The 19897-nt window shown below is 44.8% G+C and carries 13 protein-coding genes; 4 read left to right on the forward strand and 9 right to left on the reverse strand.

The window, feature by feature from the left end:
• Positions 1–24: 24 nt before the first annotated feature.
• Positions 25–1182 (reverse strand): hypothetical protein, encoded by a 1158-nt coding sequence (locus DB520_RS05850; RefSeq protein WP_198675240.1) that lies wholly within the window; start codon positions 1180–1182, stop codon positions 25–27.
• 456 nt (positions 1183–1638) lie between these two features.
• On the opposite strand from DB520_RS05850, the gene DB520_RS05855 reads away from it, so the two are divergent.
• Together DB520_RS05855 and DB520_RS05860 are read left to right on the forward strand one after the other, a co-directional pair.
• The gene (locus DB520_RS05855) at positions 1639–1950 is read left to right on the forward strand and encodes a hypothetical protein (RefSeq protein ID WP_114748658.1); all 312 of its coding nucleotides are present in this window, start codon (positions 1639–1641) and stop codon (positions 1948–1950) included.
• Between the two features lie 70 nt (positions 1951–2020).
• Positions 2021–3907 carry an ABC-F family ATP-binding cassette domain-containing protein gene (locus DB520_RS05860; RefSeq protein ID WP_114748659.1) on the forward strand — a complete coding sequence of 629 codons (1887 nt, stop codon included), beginning with the start codon at positions 2021–2023 and terminating at the stop codon, positions 3905–3907.
• A 598-nt stretch (positions 3908–4505) separates the two neighbouring features.
• Here the strand turns inward: DB520_RS05860 and DB520_RS05865 are convergent.
• The 8 genes from DB520_RS05865 to DB520_RS05900 all read right to left on the reverse strand — a co-directional run bounded on the left by DB520_RS05865 (position 4506) and on the right by DB520_RS05900 (position 17757).
• A complete protein-coding gene (locus tag DB520_RS05865) occupies positions 4506–5669 on the reverse strand; it encodes a Gfo/Idh/MocA family protein (RefSeq protein WP_114748660.1) in 1164 nt (387 codons plus the stop codon).
• Positions 5670–5728: 59 nt separating this feature from the next.
• Positions 5729–6760, reverse strand: coding sequence for a sugar phosphate isomerase/epimerase family protein (locus tag DB520_RS05870; protein WP_114748661.1), 1032 nt, complete (start codon positions 6758–6760; stop codon positions 5729–5731).
• Between the two features lie 111 nt (positions 6761–6871).
• Positions 6872–8077: a class I mannose-6-phosphate isomerase gene (locus tag DB520_RS05875; RefSeq protein ID WP_114748662.1), complete on the reverse strand. Its 1206-nt coding sequence runs from the start codon at positions 8075–8077 to the stop codon at positions 6872–6874.
• A 14-nt stretch (positions 8078–8091) separates the two neighbouring features.
• On the reverse strand, positions 8092–9186 hold the full coding sequence (locus DB520_RS05880) for an aldose 1-epimerase family protein (RefSeq protein WP_114748663.1): 1095 nt from the start codon (positions 9184–9186) through the stop codon (positions 8092–8094).
• Between the two features lie 73 nt (positions 9187–9259).
• Positions 9260–10039 carry a 3-keto-disaccharide hydrolase gene (locus DB520_RS05885; RefSeq protein ID WP_114748664.1) on the reverse strand — a complete coding sequence of 260 codons (780 nt, stop codon included), beginning with the start codon at positions 10037–10039 and terminating at the stop codon, positions 9260–9262.
• 211 nt (positions 10040–10250) lie between these two features.
• A complete protein-coding gene (locus DB520_RS05890; protein WP_114748665.1) occupies positions 10251–12902 on the reverse strand; it encodes a c-type cytochrome in 2652 nt (883 codons plus the stop codon).
• A gap of 227 nt (positions 12903–13129) precedes the next feature.
• Positions 13130–14635, reverse strand: a complete 1506-nt coding sequence (locus DB520_RS05895; RefSeq protein ID WP_114748666.1) for a RagB/SusD family nutrient uptake outer membrane protein — start codon at positions 14633–14635, stop codon at positions 13130–13132.
• Between the two features lie 29 nt (positions 14636–14664).
• The gene (locus DB520_RS05900) at positions 14665–17757 is read right to left on the reverse strand and encodes a SusC/RagA family TonB-linked outer membrane protein (protein WP_114748667.1); all 3093 of its coding nucleotides are present in this window, start codon (positions 17755–17757) and stop codon (positions 14665–14667) included.
• Between the two features lie 319 nt (positions 17758–18076).
• On the opposite strand from DB520_RS05900, the gene DB520_RS05905 reads away from it, so the two are divergent.
• Together DB520_RS05905 and DB520_RS05910 are read left to right on the forward strand one after the other, a co-directional pair.
• Positions 18077–18739 (forward strand): peptidoglycan DD-metalloendopeptidase family protein, encoded by a 663-nt coding sequence (locus DB520_RS05905; protein ID WP_114748668.1) that lies wholly within the window; start codon positions 18077–18079, stop codon positions 18737–18739.
• 18 nt (positions 18740–18757) lie between these two features.
• Entirely contained in the window at positions 18758–19894 is a 1137-nt protein-coding gene (locus tag DB520_RS05910; RefSeq protein WP_114748669.1) for an amidohydrolase, read from the forward strand.
• Positions 19895–19897 lie beyond the last annotated feature (3 nt).

A 19897-nucleotide genomic window follows, 5' to 3' on the forward strand; every position in this document is an offset into this window, starting at 1 on the left:
CCATGGCTGCAAGTAGATACTTTACTAATCTCTTTTCTGCTTCGAATCAATATTCACCTTATAAATCTTAGCAAAATCCTCTTCCTCCTCTTCGTTAAACCTACCCAGAAACCAAAGGAAGTCTCCCCGGGCCAAAAATTGCCTGGAATCCAGTCTTTCGGGCACCTCCCAATGAGCTAATCGATTGGTAGATTTGTCCATCAATAAAAGCTGAGGGGTGTACTTCCCGGCAATAGATTCATAAAATTCCTTATAGGATTCGGCACTATTGGCTTGGTAATAGGCCTCTCGGTCACTTTTTTCATAGCCTGTAATATAGGATAAAAGCAGGTAATCCTTAAAATTAATCAGGTTTAAAGCCCTTCCGGCAGATTGGTCGGAGGTGATAGCCTTTACATCCACCTTGTCATGGGGACGGCCCTTTCCCTCGTGGAATTCAAGATAGGGAATTGGGCTGCTTTTGATTAGTTCATAGGGCTCCTTTGCCGGGTATTGGTAAAGGGTGGGTTCTGTCCCCACGATAACATAAAATTGGTCATCGGTAAGCGTGAAGGTGGGGTACATTTCAATCATTTCATGCGCCATTCCATTTTTAAAGACGCTGCCCTCCTCAAGGCCCATAAAGCGATGTAGCTGTCCGTCTTTCGGATTGAAGGATGCCATAAGCTCAAAGTGGTCATAATATTCTGGCTCAATTTTGGTAAATTGGTTTCTGGAAATTCCTGTGAAGAATACTTTTCCATTATATATGTGCATGGGTTTATCCACTGTACCTTTTCCTGATAAACCCGGAAATGGGTCTGTGCTGTGTTTTACCCGATTGATCAATTGCCCATCAAAATCAAATTCAAACAGCCCGTTTTGGGAAATGAGCTTGAAGGATTGGTTTCCCGTAAATGTAGCTGCTGACAATAGAAAGCGCCCATAACTATCCTTTACATCCCCTTGTTTTCGCATCTCCATTAGGGTGTTGCCCTGAAAGTCCGTTAATAGAATTAAGCCTTGTTGGCCATCGTACATTAACAGCTTTTCATTCTCCGGATCCACATCCATAAGGCCCAACATGCCTAAATATGGGATCTTGATGGAGTCTTCTAGCGTAATGCGGTAATCAGCATCCATTGACTCTTTAACTCGCTCTCCTCTACAGCCGATGAGCAATAGGTAAATAGAAGGTATCAAAAGGAAATAATACGGCTTAAAAAAAGCATACATGGCCTAGCGGAATAAGGTACAAACAGGTAAGGTATAAATTTAAAAACTAATTATTTAAAAACAAATTAATTTGCCATTTTGTTGAAAGCACTTTTCCCTTTATATCAGATAAGCAAACCAATTCCCAAAACGCAGATCCTTTGATGGAAAACATAACCTTCCCTAGTGAATCCAGTCAGTTGCCGACCTTTATTTCAGAAAATGGATTTTCAGGCCACCGATTACTGTGGTCTATTTTAAAGGGTAAGATTTTGTTTCATGTCTCCATTGGGATATTTAATGAGAATAAAAGCTTTATCCGAATAGGAAATTCCTGAAAAATAGTGATTTTTGTAATCATTCTATAGAATTTCTTTTGACAAATGGCTATTCCTTGGTAGCTTAACAAGTATTTCAGCAACAAATCTCACTAAACGAATCACTATGGCCAAGAAAAAAGGTTCATTTGAAGAAATTGAAAGCCTGCTGAAAGACGTAGGTAATAAAATCGAAGAACTTGTTAAGAAAGGTACCGAGTCTTCGGGTGAGCTCAGGGATGAAATAGAAGATAAGATTTCGAATCTCAGGGAGGAGAAAGAAAGGCTTCAAAAAGATTTTGAAAAGAAAAAGTCTACTTTCGAAAAGAAGTACAAGGGAACCAAAAAGAGGGTAACCCCAAAATTAAAGGAGTCTGCGGGTCATCTCAAAGAAGCTTTCAAGTCCTTATTTCAGGCCATCAATGCCCTTATGAAATAAAATTACTGAATTTCTTAACCACTGCCACACCTTTTGGTAGGGTTAAGGAAAGTTTTGGTAATTTTGAATCATGAATTATTTATCTGTAGAGCAGCTCAGCAAGGCGTTTGGTGAAAAGGTACTTTTTCGGGGTATTTCATTTGGAATAGACCAGGGACAAAAAATGGCCCTTGTGGGTGTAAATGGTGCCGGAAAGTCCACATTGATGAAAATCATAATGGGACTGGAAATCCCAGACGAAGGAGAGGTTGGCATCAACCAAGATATAAAGGTGGCATTCGTACACCAAAACCCTACCTTCGACGCTGCATTGACTGTTTACCAAGCCGTGTTTTCAGGTTCAGACAATGAGCTCCTACAGACCATCACTGCCTACCAAAAGGCTATGCTTCATGCCGAGCAAGGCAAGGACAATGGGAACCAGATGCAAGCCCTGTTTGAAAAGATGGATGCCCTGCAGGCCTGGGACTATGAATTCAAGGTCAAAGAAATCCTAGGAAAGCTGGGCATACAGGATACGGAGGCTGGAATAGATACGCTCAGTGGAGGACAAAGGAAAAGGGTGGCCCTAGCTAAGGCTATCCTGGAAGAGCCCAATCTGCTACTGTTAGATGAGCCGACCAACCACCTGGACCTAGCTACCATAGAATGGCTGGAAGACTACCTGTCCAAGGCCAATCTCTCCCTATTGATGGTCACTCACGACCGTTATTTTCTCGAAAAAGTCACCAACCACATCCTGGAACTGGATGGGGGTAAGGTATTTACCTACCAAGGCAACTATAGCCAGTTTTTAATAAAAAAGGAGGAGCGCTTAGCTACTGAGGCTACCTTACAGGACAAAGCCAAAAACCTCTATAAAAAAGAGCTGGACTGGATGAGGCGGCAGCCAAAGGCGCGGAGCACCAAAGCTAAATACCGGGTGGATGCCTTTGAGGCCACCAAAGAAAAGGCCTTTCAGAAAAGAGAACAAACAAACGTGAACCTGGACGTGCAAAGCCAACGTCTTGGGAAAAAGATCATAGAAATCGAAGACCTCAAAAAGGCGTATGGAGACAAGGTATTGATTGACGACTTCACCTATACCTTCAAGCGGGGAGATAAAATAGGTATTACAGGTCCTAATGGGGCCGGTAAAACGACTTTCCTAAAACTAATTACCGGCGAGGAGCAGCCTGATGGAGGTGAGATCACCATAGGGCAGACTACGGCCTTTGGGTATTATAAGCAGGAGGAGTCAAGCTTTGACCCAACCAAAACGTTAATAGACACGGTAAAGACCGTGGCAGAGGTGGTCACAGTGGGCAGTGGCAGCACGATCACCGTCAGCCAATTTCTCAGTCAGTTTGGCTTTCCACCCAAGCAGCAGCATACTCCCATAGAGAAGTTGAGCGGAGGTGAAAAGCGGAGGCTCCAACTGCTGATGGTACTGATCAAAAGCCCCAATTTCCTGATTTTGGATGAACCCACCAATGACCTGGACATTATGACCCTGAATACCTTGGAGGAGTTTCTGGATAACTTCAATGGCTGCTTGGTAATCGTGTCACATGATAGATATTTTATGGACAGGCTGGTAGATCACCTGTTTGTGTTTGACGGAGAGGGCAATATCAAGGACTTCCCTGGCAATTACACGGACTATAGGGAGTGGGAAAGATCCGTTAAAAAGGCAGACATGTCTCAGAAGGCACCAAAGAAAAAGGTGCCTACCACTACCGAGAAACCAAAAGATTCCTACAAGCCGACTTTCAAGGAAAAAAAGGAATTCGAGGACATCAGTTTGCGTCTGGAGGCACTGGAAAAAGAAAAAGCCTCGCTAACTGAACAGCTAAATGATAGTGAGCTGGAACATGAAGAATTGACACGTCTGTCCTTGCTGGTAGAAAAGCTGGTGGAGGAAACGGAGCAATTGGAAATGCGCTGGTTGGAGTTGAGTGAGCTGGGGCTGGAGTAAGTAGAGAGGCAAGGCTTTGTTTTCATTCCTCCATGATCCGCGCTAAGCCTACTTTTACATTTGATGGCTGAGACTAAGAGACTGTACTCGATCGAGATTTTAGATTTTCTCCGGAAGGTTTTTGACACTGAGGACACAAAGGAGGCACAAAGGGCGCAGAGGGTTTTTTATATGGGGTTTTTGGGTTAGAGTCGTTTGTGTTCTTGGGATTAAAGACTAAGGGGCTTAGAGACTAAGTGACAGTACGCGATCGAGATTTTTGTTTTTGTCGCGCGCGGTTTGATCGATTGGTTTTGATTAGGGATTTTTACCTCTTCCTTAATGGACTACTAATCCTCAGGCTTAAACGTCGATACACCAAAACTTAGACGGGATTAAAAAGCTCCAGAGGAGCGACCGATGTAATAACCATGGGTTTTAACCCAAGGAGAACCTTCATCGGTTAAAAAATAAATTAAGCTCACCTACGGCTTTTCCCCCTTAGAAAGTTATGTACAGGACTGGGGTGTAATAAAAAAAGCCCAGGGAAAGGTTATCCCCAGGCTTATTGATATGTATTTATGGAGTTGTTTGCCTCTTAAACATAGCGAATACTTTTTCACTTCTCCACCCAATCCACACCGGTATCCTTCCAGCTTCTTGAAGCTGCAGAATCTAATACCGCCTGACAAACCTTCTGGGTTTCGTAGGCATCGCGGAAGGTGGGGTGACAAGGTTCTCCTGTCTCCAGACTCTTAAAGAAATCGGCCACCTGATGGATAAAGGAATGCTCGTACCCTATGCTGGTTCCTGGTATCCACCACCTATCCATATAGGGTTGATCCCCGTCGGTGACGTGGATGGAGCGCCAGCCTCTCACTTCCGATTCGTCATCATGGTCAAAATACTCCAGGCGGTTCAAGTCGTGCAGGTCCCAACGTATAGAGGCATGCTCACCGTTGATCTCAAAGGTATACAAGGCCTTATGACCCCGTGCATAGCGTGTAGCTTCGAACAAGCCTAGGGAGCCATTGTCAAAATGGCACTGGAAGGAGCAGGCATCATCTATGCCTACTTTTTGAGTTTTACCGCTACCTTGGTGTACCCTTTCCTTGATAAATGTTTCCGCAACAGCAGATACATCCTTGATTCCCCCATTCATCCACATGGCGGTATCTATGCAGTGGGCCAGCAAGTCACCCGTTACACCTGATCCTGCCTCGTCCACATCAAGTCTCCAAAGAGCATCCCCCCCCTGAGGCAACTCAGGGTTAATGGTCCAATCCTGAAGGAAGTTAGCCCTGTAGTGGAAAATCTTGCCTAGCTTTCCTGAGGCAACAATTTTCTTGGCCAAGGTCACCGCGGGTACTCGCCTATAATTATACCAAACAGTATTCTTCACTCCCGCTTTTTCTACTATCTCAGTCATGGTCTTGGCCTCGTCCAAGGTCCTGGCAAGAGGCTTTTCACATAAGATCATCTTGCCTGCTTTCGCTGCTGCATTTGCAATTTCTGCATGGGTACCGTTGGGCGTGCAGATGTCTATTGCATCCACATCGTCTCGCTCTATGACCTTCTTCCAGTCAGTTTCATAAGAGGCATATCCCCACTGCTCGGCAAAGGCCTTGATCTTATCCTCCCTTCGGGAGCAGGCTACTTGGAGTACAGGTCGGTATTCATATTCAGGAAAGAAATCACCTAGGCGCTTATAGCCGTTGGTATGGATCCTTCCCATCAAACCTGTACCTATCATTCCTATTCTTATTTGCTTTTTTTCAGACATGGCATATTATTTTGGTTGGTAATCTCATTTACTTGTTAAAAAAAATGGGCCAGACAGGATCACTCTTTCCATCCGTGTCTCTCCCTCACCTTTATCAAAGCGGCCAGTATATCGTTCCAGGTCTCCTTTTTGCCCATCACGGCATTGGGGAACATGCATCCATCCCAGCAGATATGCTTGAAGGCCTTGGTGAGTTCACCATTCTCGTCCCTTAGCCAGTAACCGGCATCCTCAGCGATGTCCAGTTTACCATTGGGGTCGTTGGCCAGGCAGTGCCTTCCGGTCTTGTCATGGGAGCCGGAGCCGAAAACGGTGGCGTCATTTTGGGCCACGTGGAAGTCTATAGTCCAGGGCCTTAGGGCATCGGTCATGGTTTTTAGGGCTTCCTTCTTGGGGCCTTCCTCCTCCCAGTTGTACCCTTCCGGTAGCAATTTGTGCTCAGGATAGTTGTACCCCATGGTATAGAGCAGGGTATGGGCCATATCTGCCTGAAAGCCGAGGGTAGGGTTGTTGACAGACTCCAGGGTTTCGAGCATGGTTTTCCAACTGTGCATGCCACCCCAGCAGATTTCTCCTTCGGCAGCCAATCGCTCTCCATAGTTTTCGGCGATTTTGCAGGCTTCCTTCAGGGTTTCCACGATGATTTTCTGGCTACCCTTTGGATCCTTAGCCCACTGCTCTGGGCTGCTGGCGGTATCTATCCTTACGACTCCATAAGGACGAACGCCTGCATCTCTTAGCTTTTGGCCAAACTGACAGGATTTTTCCAAAAGCTTCAAATAGGTGGCCCTATCCTCTTTAGATCCCAAGATGGGGCCGTCCCAGATGGGAGCCACTAAGCTTCCAATATTCAAGTTTAAAGAGGAAACTTTGTCGGCCAGTTTTTTGATGCCGTCATCTCCCGAATCCATGTCGATATGTGGATCAAAAAGACCAATGTCCACCCCGTCGAACTTCACCCCGTTCACCTCGGCAGAAGCGGTGTGCTCCAACATTTCATCAAAAGATATGATCGGCTCAGAATCTGGGCCTTTGCCCACAATCCCGGGCCAAGTCGCATTGTGTAATTTGGGAAAATTATTTTGGGACATAATTTTTATGGTTTTTTGGTACTAAATAGGTTGCATTTTGCAATATATGGCAAGAAATTAAGCAATTTATCTTACAAAGTCAGGATGATTGCTGATTTTCTGCCTAATTCTTTAAATATTCAGATCAGGATTTTCAGGACCGAAATGCTTAAGCATCACGATAGGGTCAGTCTTGGAGTGATTGGTGATTTTCACGCCCTCCGAAGCAGCTTTTTCGGTTACGAAGTATTCGTCATGCGTAAGTTGACCATAGCGAATTAGTGAAGGTGTCTCTACGTCCCATTCACCCATCTGCCCATGACCTTGCATCATGATCATACCATAGGCCGCATTGTCCTTAATCGTCACGGTCTGCCCAGGGAATACCGTCAATTCCTTGGCGCTAAAGGCATCGGATCGGTAGCATATCCAGTTTTCCTGGTATCCTTCTCTTTTCATCTCATCGGCATCCCGCACAGGCTTAGGTTCCATGAACCTTGTTTCGAGCAGGTTGGGGTTCACGTTTAGTTCCCAATCTATCACCTCCATAAGTTGGTCGAAGTCTCCAATGCGTTCTTTGGGAGTGCCGTTCCAGAGAAGCTCTTCTGGTATGATGGCCTCATTAACCAGTGATTGGTACATGGCAAACACATCAGAGGCTTTTTGCGGTTCATAGGTACAGAGGCTGCCAGGAGCGTGGAGCATTCCCGGAGGGACATCCCACCCAGTACCAGGTTGAAGCCTAAAGGCCTGGGAATAATTGGTTATCTTATTGTCCCCTTTAGTGAAGTTCATGAGGCATTTCTTAATCTGCTCCTTGGTGGTGCCTGGGGCAATTCCGAAAAAGGTATAAGGGTAATCCCCTCCATGGTTGTTAAGCTGTGGAGGAAAATAATAGGCTTCAGGTTTACCCTTCTGGCCTATTTTAGCAGCATGCTCGTCATTGTGGTGAATATGGTGTGGTAAGGGGCCCATGTTGTCAAAAAACTTGGAATACATGGGCCAACTCTTATGTTCATCCCATATTCTGGACCCAATTATTTCCCCTTTTAATTCTTCAATAACATCACGCAACAGAACTTGTTCCTCTTTTCCGGAGGGACCTACCACCACCATACTTAAGCCTTCATTTTTACCAGTGAGTGGCCCGTTTTCAGCTGCAGTAGTGGAGGAAAGCCATCTTTCATCTATCCCGCCCCTTGCACCTCCAAGCACATAGTAATCATCTGGGTGGAGTTTTATCCTCCTTCCCGGTACACAAAAAGACCTAGGCACCCAGGTAGGTGCCAAGCGAAGGATTCCTTGACCTTCTTCTAACGCTTTTTTTGCCAAACTCATAGGTAATTTCTGATTTATGTTGTCGATTGATTTATTGCTAATAATCCCTGAAGATCCTCCTCCCGGGTCAAAACTTCCATTTCCAATTCGTAGTACTTGCTCTCACCAGGTTGCAAAAAAAGCAGGCTTCCATCCTCTCTCGCCATAGCCTGTCCTATGGGTGGGTGAGTTCCTGGCTCAAGGGCAGTGACATACTCATGTTCTCCCCAATGTTGCCAATTGGTTAACCAGGGGAGTTGATCTTTCTTAAAGCTTAACTTCAATCCCAACCCAAGTGACTGATTACAAATGCCTGCTGTGCAAATGCCATTTCCAGCAGGCTTAGCATCGATGAAAGCAACATCCTCTCCACTGCCCTTGTGGGCTTCCAAAGGAGGAGGACAGGTTTTGAAATCATTATCCTGGTGAAAAATAGGGTTGTTGGGAGTATCCTCCCTTGGCCTCCAATTTCCTTTCCATACTATACTTGCTCCCTCATCCACCAAGGGCCACCCAAAGTTAATATGGTAGAGGAGCATGTGGGCTTGGGTTTCGTTGGATCGGTTTACTACCTGGTCTATGAGTTGGATTTTGGCTTCTCCGAGTTTTCCCTTTATGGTTCTTTTCAGGCAAAGGTGGGGGCCAAAAACAGTGCTTTCCATAATGATACCTGAAATCGACATTTCAGTCTCCCCCATTATTGGATCGGGCTGCACAATAGAAAGTACCTCAGCCGCTTCATTTGAAATCCTACCATGTAGGCCTCGTTTTCCATGGGCATCTTCTTCCGGCCCTCCCACGTGACTGAGGCCACAGGTGGTAAGTAACCCTCCTCCAAAGGTGCTGAGCCAATCCAGCCCGGAAGCCAAGTGCTGAGGGCCTACTGTCCCTACTTGACTGATCCATGCCAACGAATAGCCACCAAAAAAAGCCTCTGCGATGTCCATACCCCTGTCAAGGAGGACCTTATACCTTAAACCTGTCCCAGTATCTATCCACGCAATCCTACTGCCCCTGCCTGGTCCATTGTCAAGCACGGCTGTTTCTATGCCCCCAAGCTGAGACCTGTGGCCTACTTTTCGGTGCCAATTGGAAGCGGGTGTTGATTTGGTGGTTTCGTACGGGTTCATTAAGGCATTTTAGGTTTAAATATCCAATATACAAAAGTACTCCCTAAGCACTATCCTGCGGTGTCAGGTATATTTATTGTTCTTTTAGGTATAGGTTTTTCAAGGCAACTTTCATAGGAGGGCCTCGGTGAACTTGGATACCCAAGTATCCTTCCATGGCTCTATTGGCAGGGTCGTCGTCGGTTACATCGCTTATCAGCACACCATTGATAAAGTGCTGTAGCCGATTACCTTCAGCTACTATCCTGAACTCGTTCCAGTCCTCTTTATGCATCAAGCTTCTAAGCGAATCCTGGTCCCCAAGGCTTTCTACCACCTCTAAACCCAGCCATGCGTTTCGCTCAATATTCGCCCTTAAGTCTCCCTCTTTTTCTTGTGGATTGATTCTGGTTTTTTGCCCTATATACGCCAAGGTGGTACGCTTCCTTTCTTCATAGTTCTGGCCGGTATAATTGTGTTTTCCGTCCATGTCAGCCTGATACCCCTTTAATGCGTAAGGGATATCTTCCAATTTTTCACTTCGGTATTGAATGCCTGAGTTTCCCGACTCGGAAATCTTAAATTCACCTTTCATCTCAAAATCGCCGGGTTGGCTTTTCTGCCAAATCAGGAAGGTGTTATGGGGCAAATCCACTCCTTCCGTAATTTCACCAATCAAGGTTTCTTCCTCAACCCTCCAATATGCAGGATCTCCATCCCAGCCATCGAGACTTCGCCCATCAAACATGGATGTAAATCCTTCATTTTCGTCCGTCTCGGTTTCATAGGAGGCAGTGGTATCTGTTTGCTGTCCACATGCCACAAGAAAATAAAACGCAATTGCTAAACAGGAATGTAGATGTATTCGCTTCATGATTGTTTGAATTTAATGGTTGGTAAATAAAATAAAAATGAGTAAAAACGAAGGTTGTGGAAATTGAGAGTTTTTCATCCTGCCAAGAAACAATAAACCTTTGTGCTTTCTCTTGAAGGCACAAAGGTTTATTGAAAGAAACTAACCTGATAATTCCCATAATCTTACACACCGAAAATTATCCGATATGGGCGGATATGTCCAAGAGTCCCTATTGGAACACCTCATGTTCGGGGTTGGCACCGGAAACCAAGTAGGCCATGAGATCTTTTAGTTCCTCCTCATTCAGCCTGTTCACTAGGCCTGGAAGCATTACAGAGACATCAGAATAGGTAGTGTTTTTTACTTGGTCCTTAGGGATTTCCCTTAAATTTTCCGGATCAAAGGGGTTTTGTGACACATAGTAATTGTCACTATCCTCACTGATTAACCTGCCCACAATGCTTTTATCATCCTTTAAAGTGAATACCGTTGCTGCATATTGGTCTGAGATCACGTCACTGGGATTGATGGTGGATTCCAGGATATCCCGCTTGGAAAACCTGGTGCCCAACTGTGTGAGGTCAGGGCCTACTGCTCCTCCCTCACCTTTCATGCTGTGGCAGGAAAGACATAGGGTAGCGGCATACATGGCTTCTCCTCTTTTGAAATCCCTCTCATGCAGGTCTTCCACTAAGGGCATCGCCTCTTCCACGGTCCATCGCCTTCCAGGGCCTTCCGGTTCTACTTCAGCAGTACGAAGGTCATTTCCACTTCCAGACAGCCTTTCCGCCCCAGATAAGGTATTATAATAATCAAATTTATTTTCTGGCACTGTTGCCAGCGCCATTTTGCGGGACCGGTCTATAAAGCCAACATAACTTCTACCACCTTTATACTGAAAAGCATCGTTGATCCAAGAAAAGTATTTTTCATAGTACTCATCAGACCAGCCTGCCTTTGCCCCTCCCAAAATGGTGGCATAGTAGGTTTGCTGGGCTGGGGGTACATTGGATAGCATATTGGCAATGTCCAAACCGTACTGAGGGTTTCTCATGATCAGGTCGGAAGAGGAAGTAAATGTTTTTTGATAGTTGGGGTCATCTTCCGCCGTTTCCAGCATGGCCAATAATTTTGGCACAGCTGTAGGTGCCTCAAGATGTACCATTACTTTTCCCATTACCCTATCCACACTATTCAGGTTAGAAGGGAATTGATCATCCAAATAGGATATCAACCTGTTTCTCATTTGCCCAGATGGGTTTCCGTGTCTTGCCAGAATGACCTCAATGGCGCGCACATGATTCAGTTTGTCCTCTTCCGATAGGGATTCAAAATCCACTTCCATCATGGCTTGAAGGATACTGTTTCGCTGCCCGCTTCCTGCATGTCTGGCCAAAGCAATGGCAGCCTGTGCCAATGCCCGGGGGTTCCTTTCTTGTAGAGCCCTGGCCTGCCAAGCGGATAGTGGTTGATGCTCAATTGCAATCCGAGCAGCAAACTGCACAAACCTGTCCTTATGGGATAGGTGAGGCCAGGCCTCATCCACAGCTCCTTCTTGAGGGCCCGAATGGTATTTTTCCAGCTTTCTCCTGATATGGTGTTCATCGGGTAAATCGGATTCCTGCATAGGCGTGACATCCTCCCCTGAAAGGTCACCTGTAAAATGAACCCTGTAGAGGTCGGATTCCAGCCTTCTCCCACCGGTCATAAAATACATGGCACCATCGGGACCGAACACCCCATCGGTAAGTGGTAAGGGAGAGCCAGAAATAAATTCTTCTGCGGTAACTTTGTAGGTACCTCCTTCTGGGGTAAGTTGCATGGCATAGATAATGCCGAAGCTCCAGTCAAATGCATAAAGTGCCTGCCTGTATTTTGCAGGGAATTTGGCATCCATGCCGTACATTACATTGGTGGGCGAACCTTGACCGATATTAAGAATGGCAGGCAAGTTGTCGGTGTAGGAGGGAGACCATTTTCGGTTTCCTGTCCTCCAACCAAATTCACTGCCACTGGTGACATGGTTGATCCTGGTAGGTCGGTACCATGGCATGCCAAAGTCCCATTCCATGTCGGAATCATAGGTAAACATGTCCCCGACCTCGTTAAAGGCAATGTCAAAGGCATTTCGGTAACCTACGCTAAAGAGTTCCCATTCCTTTCCCTCAGGGTCGATTTTGGCTATCCAGCCTCCTGGGGCCCCTCGGTTATTGGCATGTCCGCGTGGATCTTTTATTTCCGGCAAAAGGTTATCATCTTCCCAAACTTTAGGCACCCTGTAATGGTCCATTTCAGGAACGTCCACATGGTTTCCCGCCACCAAATAGATAGATTCTCCATCTGGGGATAGGATCATGCTATGAGGCCCATGTTCTCCGGGACCCCCTGTAAATGTCCGGATTGTGGTGATTTTGTCGTATTGATCATCTCCATTAGTATCCTGGATGCGATATATTCCGGTGGATTTGTCAAACTGCTCATTGGGATTATTGTTGACCATTACATATACGCTGTTAAACGCGTACAGAAGTCCCTGGGCATAGCCCATACCCAGCTTGTCCTCCTCATTGGGGCCTATTTTGAGTTTTTCCACCTTTGGAGCAACACTGTCAGCACCGATTTCCGGGATTTCCAGGCGGTAAATCGCCCCGTATTGGTCAGCGGTAAGTAACCTGCCTTTGTCGTCAAATGCCATGGCCACCCAGGACCCTTGGTCGTTTTCCCCTGGACTGTAAAGGTGTTCGACTTTAAAGCCATCTGGAAATTTAAGCTTTTTTACTTTGGGATGTTTTTCTTCTTCAGGCTCTGAGCCACAAGCCATTATTATTGTCATCAACAGGGCAAAAGCAGTAGCCTTGTTGAGAAATAGTGGATAACGCATATGTTTGTTTTCGTTAATTGACGTTACTGGTGATGCTTTCACCTAGGAATTTTGCATTGACTACAAAATTTAAAATTAGCAACAATTTATGGTTTTATCTTTCCAGAGAAACGGCAAAACCTCCATTAATCATAAATGTAATGGATAATTTTTTTAATTGAAATTAGAAAAGACACGCAAAATGTTGAACATAATGCGTGTCTCTCTCCATTTTTATTATTCAGCATTTAAAAATGCGGCGTAATTTCTGCCTCTGCGGCTGGCAACGCATAATACTTGGTAATATTCGAAAAGGCGTGGTTCCTAAAGGTTGCACCAGAAGGGTAATAGTACCTCATAGGGTCATTTCTCGCCCTTTGGCCAAAGTCAGTAATGACTTCCATGTACCTATCGGTTCTGGTAAGGTCAAACCAACGCTTGTTTTCGAAGGCCAGCTCCACTCTTCTTTCCCTGAAGATGGCTTCGCGCATGTCTGTTTGGGAAGAGGCAGTGGTATTTTCCAGGCCTGCCCTGTTTCTTACCATATTTAGGTATGTGGCTGCCTCTCCGCTATTTCCTTGCTCGTTTAAGGCTTCTGCCAGGAATAATAAAACCTCGGCATACCTATAGATAGGCCAATTCATTCCATGAATATTGTGTAAGGAATGTGGCTTTGCATACTTCTTGATATAGGGATAAGTTTTATTTTCCCGCAAACTCCCCAAAAGATCCACATAGCCTATCGAAACATCCAATCTCTCATCGCCTTCTTCAAATGCCTCTATGATGTCAGGTGTGGGGACATTATTTCCTTGGCCGTCTAAGGGTTCGGTATTGGAGGTTTGGGTAATGGGGCGTAATTCATTTGGGCTGATAGGCCTAGGCATAAACTGATAGAGAAAATTACCCTGTAACCCTTCAGGCCCTTCCAGAAATTGGACCTCAAATACCGATTCGATGTTGTTCTTATTCCCGGAAGTTTCTGAAAAAACATTTTCAAATTCCGGAATGAGCTGATATTGACCGCTGTCAACTATTTCCCTTAATAGGGTTTCCGCCTCAGCCCATCGGTTTTGGGTGATGTAAATATCAGCAAGCAACATTCTTGCAGCCCCAGATGTAACCCTGCCCAAATCCTGATTGGCTTTATTTGGTAAGAGGGGAATAGCCTCCTGTGCATCGCTGATAATTTGCGCATAAAGCTCTTGATGGGAGGATAAAGGAAGGGCTGCCTGATCCCGGGTAGTTACAGGATTTAAGTGTAAAGGTGCATGAGGAAAATACCTAACCAATTCATAATAGGCATATGCCCTTAAGAAGAGGGCTTGTCCCTTGATGTTGTTTTTAGACTGTTGATTAAATTCCACAGCATCAATGGTAGTCAATATTTGATTAGTTCTTGCAATGATCAAGTAATCCAACCGGTATTGGTTCAGCACATGGACATTGGTGGTTATACCATCCGCTTCCGGTAATGCATGGTCACTCAAGTCCTCCTGTTGCTCAGTGGCTCCAAAAAGGATGTTCCTAGCATACATGGTGTTGTCTGATCGCATTTCAGATAAAAGCCACATCCTGTCATTTACGATATTACGCATGGGAGCGTAGGCAGCGTTTACAGCCTGTTGAAAGTCGGCTTCTGTCTGGAAAAATGTGGCAGTACTCAGATTCGTTTCTGGAGTAATGGTCAAAAAGTCTTCACAGCTCCACATTACAGCAGCTAGACAAATGATAAATATATTGATTCTTTTCATGACGATTCAAAATTTTAGCGTTCCTGGGATTAGAAATTCAAATTGGCTCCTATGGTAAAGGTCCTTGGAACAGGGTAACCAAATAGATCTACCCCCTGGCTAAGGTTCCCTCCATCACCCTCTCCACTACTTTGCATGCTGGTTTCGGGATTTTGCCCACCCCAATAATTGGTAAATACATACAGGTTTTGAATAGAGGCGAAAACCCTGGAGGACTTTATGAATTTAGCCCAAGCACCTGCATTATATCCTATAGTTAAGTTCTTAATGCTAAAAAAGGAAGCATCAAAAACGAAGTGACTACTTGCCCAGTCTCTTTCTACCCCAGTCACATTGCCTCCTCCTACAGTAGTGCCAAATATCCCATCTCCGGGATTTTCAGGTGTCCTGAAGCGATTATTCACCTTTCTTACCATGTTAAAGACACCATCCAGGTTTGCAGTACTATACAAATGCCTCATATAGAGCTCATTTCCATAAGAACCTGAGCCTGTAATGCTCATATCGAATTTCCCGTATTGGAATTCATTTACAATTCCATAAGTAAATTTAGGAAATGGGTTACCTATGATAGCTCTATCATCGTTGTCACCACCAATGGTGATGATCCCATCCCCATTTACGTCCCTGTATTTGGCACTTCCTACTGTGGACCTTCCAGGTACCACCGGGGAGTTGGCCAAATCTTCTTCATTCATATAAAATCCTTCCTTTATCAAGCCATAAAACATCCCAAAAGGTTGTCCAACCTGGGTGATATGAGCTAATCCGTACACTCTGTCAATACCCTCGGCCAAGGCTTCTACCCTGTTTCTGTTGAAAGAAATGTTGGCATTAGTGGTCCATTTAAATTTACCATCTGTATTTCGGGTATTGATGGCAAACTCATGACCCCAAAACCTGATCTCTCCAATATTATCATTAAAACTACCAAATCCTGATTCTTGGGGTATTTGAACGTTGTATAAGAGGTTGGTGGTGTTTTTGTTGAAATAATCATACACAAACTGGATCCTGTCATCAAACAATCCCAGATCTAATCCAATATCAAATTGGTTGGTGGTTTCCCATCCCAAAAACGGGTTGGCCAAGGAAGTCACTGCTGCCCCTGGAACCACCGTGTTGTTAAACACATGGTTGACGGTGTTATTGATCAGTGCATATTGAGTATAGTTACCAATATTATTGTTTCCTGTTACCCCATAACTACCCCTAACCTTTAAAAAGGAAACTTGCTCGCTGGTATTTAAGATGTTTTCATCTGATACCACCCATCCTGCAGAAACGGAAGGGAAAATGCCCCATCTGTTTTCCATGCCAAACCTGGAAGATCCGTCACCTCGCACAGCAGCAGTAAAAAGATATTTGCCTTGGTAATTGTAATTTACCCTGGATAAGAGGGAAGTAAGGGACCATTCCTGAACATCGCTTCGGGTTCCTCCCCTGTTGATATTGATGGCTCCTTGAATAGTGGGCAGTCTGTCATCAGCATAGGTATCTGCTTGAACCCTTGTCAATTCGCGCCTGAAGTATTGGTTAGTATATCCAGCCAGGAATTCAAAGTTATGATCATTTATGCTCTTTCTATAAGTAACCAAGTTCTCGTTCAACCAGCCAAAGTCATCCATGGTCTCCCTGATAGACATGGCTACTGTAGGGATGGGTCTATTTATGGCATTGGTGGCTGTGGAAGGGTTAAAGAAGAAATATTGCTGCCCTCTTAATTCGGCATTGATCGTCGACTTAAAGGTGAGGTCCTTAATCGGGCTATACTCTACATACGCATTAGATAGCAGGTTGGTAATTTTGGTCTCATTTGTGATTTCCTGTGCAGACCGTAACCAATTGGGATAGGCGAAAATATTACCGGTCTCACCTGGAAAACGATTGTAATAAGTCAGTTCACCCGCTTCGTCATAGATTGGCATGTTTGGCCAGGTGTGCAGGGCATTGAACAATATACCTACCCCCCGATCACCGTCGGTCCTTGGGGTATTGTCAAAAACATAAGACGGTGCAATGTTGAATCCCAATTTAACTTGATCAGAAACCTTATAATCCGTATTGAGCCTGATGCTATATCGCTGGTAGTCCGTATTCATTACCACCCCTTTCTGGTCAAATAGAGTAGCCACCACAGCAGTATTCATCCTGTCTGTACTGGAGGTAACACTTAAGTTGTAGTTTGAAATCGGTGCACTCTGAAGTAGGGCATCGTACCAATCCTGTGTTTGCCCCTCGTATGCGCTGGGATTTTGAAACATCTCAGGTACGGCCCTTCCCTCCGCCTCAAAATATTCCTTTTTGAAAGTGGCGAATTCTACCGCATCCATCATTTCAAGTCGATTATAATGAGGCACTCGCTGTACGCCCGTATAGTAGTTTAAGGAAACATCCGTCCTTCCTGCCTTACCCCTTTTGGTGGTGATCAGCACTACCCCGTTAGCAGCTCTGGATCCATATAAGGATGTAGAAGCTGCATCCTTTAGCACTGTGATGTCCTCGATTTCGTCAGGGTTAATCGTAGCAATATCTCCCGTGATTGGAAAACCATCTACCACATAAAGAGGTTGACTACCCCCAGCAATGGAAAACTGACCTCTGATCCGTACATTCATTCCCCTTCCTGGTTGCCCGGTGGTTTGGTTTATCTGGACTCCTGCGAGTCGACCTTGAAGTTTCTGAGTCATTTGGGGCACAGGCAGGTCCATTAAGTCGGATCCTTCCACACTTTGTACCGAACCAGTAACTTCCCTTTTAAGCTGGCTACCATAGCCCACCACCACTACTTCCGTGAGGTCACTCATGGAGGACTCCATCACCACCTCATAGTTGGTTAGTCCTGATTGGACTGTCACTTCCTTGGTGCTGTACCCGATATAGCTGAAGGACAATACCTCTCCGGGATCAGCCTCTATTTGAAAAGCACCATCCAGGTCAGTCACGGTGCCCCTGGAAGAGCCTTTCACCAAAACGGAAACCCCTGGTATGGTTTCCATGTCACCTTCAGAGCGCACAACGCCTGATATGGTTTGTGCCCATGCAGCATGGGTCACTAAAACAAAAACCAAGGCGAAAGTTAGCCATCGCCCGGGCCGAAATTGGTAAACATTTGGATTCATAATCTTTTGGATTAATTGTTTTTAACTATTAAAATTTTATAAAAAGTGAATTTGAAGATATGAATTAACAAAAGGTGAAAACAACAACTATCCTGTACTGTGCTGTATATACACACTATAGTGGATATGCTTTCATAAAAAAATAAGATTCCTTAACAAAAAATTTATCTTGCAAGAATTTAATTTTAAATCTTGAATTATTTAAGACAAAATTTTATACTTTTTAATCTTATTCTGGAAAAAGAAAAATATTCGGCTTTTAACGCCATCCAATGAAATAATCTAGTAATTTAAACCGGTAAACCTACTTGCTGTATAAATGCTCGCTGACTTTTACCCTTTGATGGGAGTTCCGTTAACATCCTCTAATACTGAGGTTTTGGACCTCAGCGCAAAGAACACCAGCTTAAACAGGGCGGTTTATCAGGAAGGCAGTTCATTCGAGAATTTCATTACCCATTTTCTGAAATTGTCAAATAAACCTTTCGCCATAGGTGGATACCTTGAAAACAGAAGTATTTATAGCAGGAGCGAAGTGTTTTCCTCAGGAAAGACCAGCTTTAGAAATATCCACATGGGGATTGATATTTGGTCATTCCCGGGAGCACCCGTATTTTGCCCTTTGGAAGGAAGGATACACAGTTTCCAGGACAATATGGGTTTTGGAAATTACGGACCTACCCTTATTTTGGAACACGAATTGCAGGGTAGGGTAATTTATAGCCTATATGGACATTTGAGCCGAGCAGATATGGGTGCCTGGCAGGCTGGGATGACCGTAATTAAGGGGACATTGTTGGGGCACCTCGGTGCTTTGGAGGAGAATGGATGTTGGCCTGCGCACCTCCATTTTCAACTGATCCATAAAATAGGAGAGTACAGGGGGGATTATCCAGGTGTCTGCATGGAAGTGGATATGCAGTATTATAAGCAAAATTGCCCTGACCCCAATAAGTGGATAAATTATCCACATTTAAAATAAAAAACCGAAGTGTTTGACATGGAAAGCAAAAAGGAAGACAGTACACTTGCACAATTTAGAAAAGAGCTCCACCAATACCCGGAATTATCAGGAGAAGAAAAGGAGACCGCCAAGAGGGTACGTTCATTTTTGGAAGCGTACGAGCCCGATGAATGGATTGATGGCCTCGGCAAGCATGGTTTTGCGGTAAGCTATATTGGGAAAAAGGAAGGCCCCTCAGTGATGTTTCGGGCTGAACTCGATGCCTTGCCTATTTTCGAAAAAGGTTCACACAAACACAAGAGTACCAATGAGGGAGTTTCGCATGCCTGTGGGCATGATGGCCATATGGCCATCCTATGCGGGCTAGCAATGAAGCTAGCACAGGAAAGACCCGAAAGGGGAAAAGTCACCCTCTTGTTTCAGCCCTCAGAGGAAACTGGCGAAGGAGCCGAATCCGTAATCAACTCGACCAACTTTAAAAAAATCTCTCCTGAATATTCTTTTGCTTTGCACAATGTCCCCGGCTACCCCTTACATCAGGTGATTTTAAAAAAAGGGCCTTTTAATGCCGCGTCTAAAGGAATGATCATACAGCTAGAGGGAAGGACTAGCCACGCCGCCCATCCTGAAGAGGGGAACAGCCCCGGAGAGGCAATGAGCAAACTGATAGTGGGTTTGCCCCAGTTAAGCAGTGGCATTTCCGATTTTTCATTGATCACGGTCATTCATGCTATTTTGGGAGAAGTTGCCTTTGGCACAACTCCTGGTGAAGCTAAGGTAATGGCTACCTTAAGGACCTTCGATGATCAAAGCATGGACACACTCACGCATCATGCTGAAAACTTGACGAGCTTGATAGCAAAAGAATACGGGCTTAAGTATAACATTTCCTACTGTGAAGTATTTCAGACTGTTGAGAATGACCCTAAGGCCTGGGAATTCGTAAATGAGGCCGCAAAGCAACTGAAGCTAAAAACAAAACACGTCCGAATTCCATTTTATTGGTCGGAGGATTTTGGGCAATTTTCCAAAGTTACCCAATCCATGCTTTTTGGTTTGGGATCCGGGAAAGCCCAGTCCAAATTACATGATGGTGCCTATGACTTTCCGGATGAACTACTACCCACAGGAAGCAAATTATTTATGGAAGTAACTAAAAAACTAAACTTTTAACTC

The organism is Pleomorphovibrio marinus, assembly GCF_003347495.1.
Classification (GTDB): domain Bacteria; phylum Bacteroidota; class Bacteroidia; order Cytophagales; family Cyclobacteriaceae; genus Pleomorphovibrio; species Pleomorphovibrio marinus.